This is a genomic window from Streptomyces sp. SID1328, assembly GCF_009865595.1.
Classification (GTDB): domain Bacteria; phylum Actinomycetota; class Actinomycetes; order Streptomycetales; family Streptomycetaceae; genus Streptomyces; species Streptomyces griseoluteus.
Genome location: NZ_WWKH01000754.1, coordinates 1 through 397, shown reverse-complemented (window position 1 = coordinate 397; position 397 = coordinate 1). Strand labels below are relative to the sequence as shown.

General features: G+C 72.3%; 1 pseudogene. It reads left to right on the top strand.

The annotated features are described in order from the left end of the window. A pseudogene (locus GT030_RS24050) lies at nucleotides 1-144 on the top strand (lamin tail domain-containing protein); the annotation flags it as partial. Nucleotides 145-397 lie beyond the last annotated feature (253 nt).

The following is a 397-nucleotide window of genomic DNA, read 5'->3' as shown; positions in this document are numbered from 1 at the left end:
GGCCGCGACACCCGCACCGACCTCTTCCAGGACCGTCGGGCCTACGTGTGGAACAACGACCACGACACCGCGACCCTGCGCAACGACCATGGCCGCTTCGTCGATGACGCCTCCTGGGGCCACCACGGCGGACACCGCCACTGACGTGAACCGACCGGCCGGCGCTCCAGTGGCGGCCGGTCGGTCGACGCAATACGGAGGCGGGCCGGTTGTGTGCGCGGCTCGCCTCCGGCGTCTTTCCCCGGCCGCAGTGGTGCGGTTAGGCCGACGCTGCCATGACCCCGCCCCCTGGAGGAATCATATGTCCGCTGTCACGCAGGCGGCCTTTACCGCCGGCGACGTCACCTACCGGCTTACCGCCGACACCGTCCGGGCCGCCGCCGCCCGCCTGGCGCCC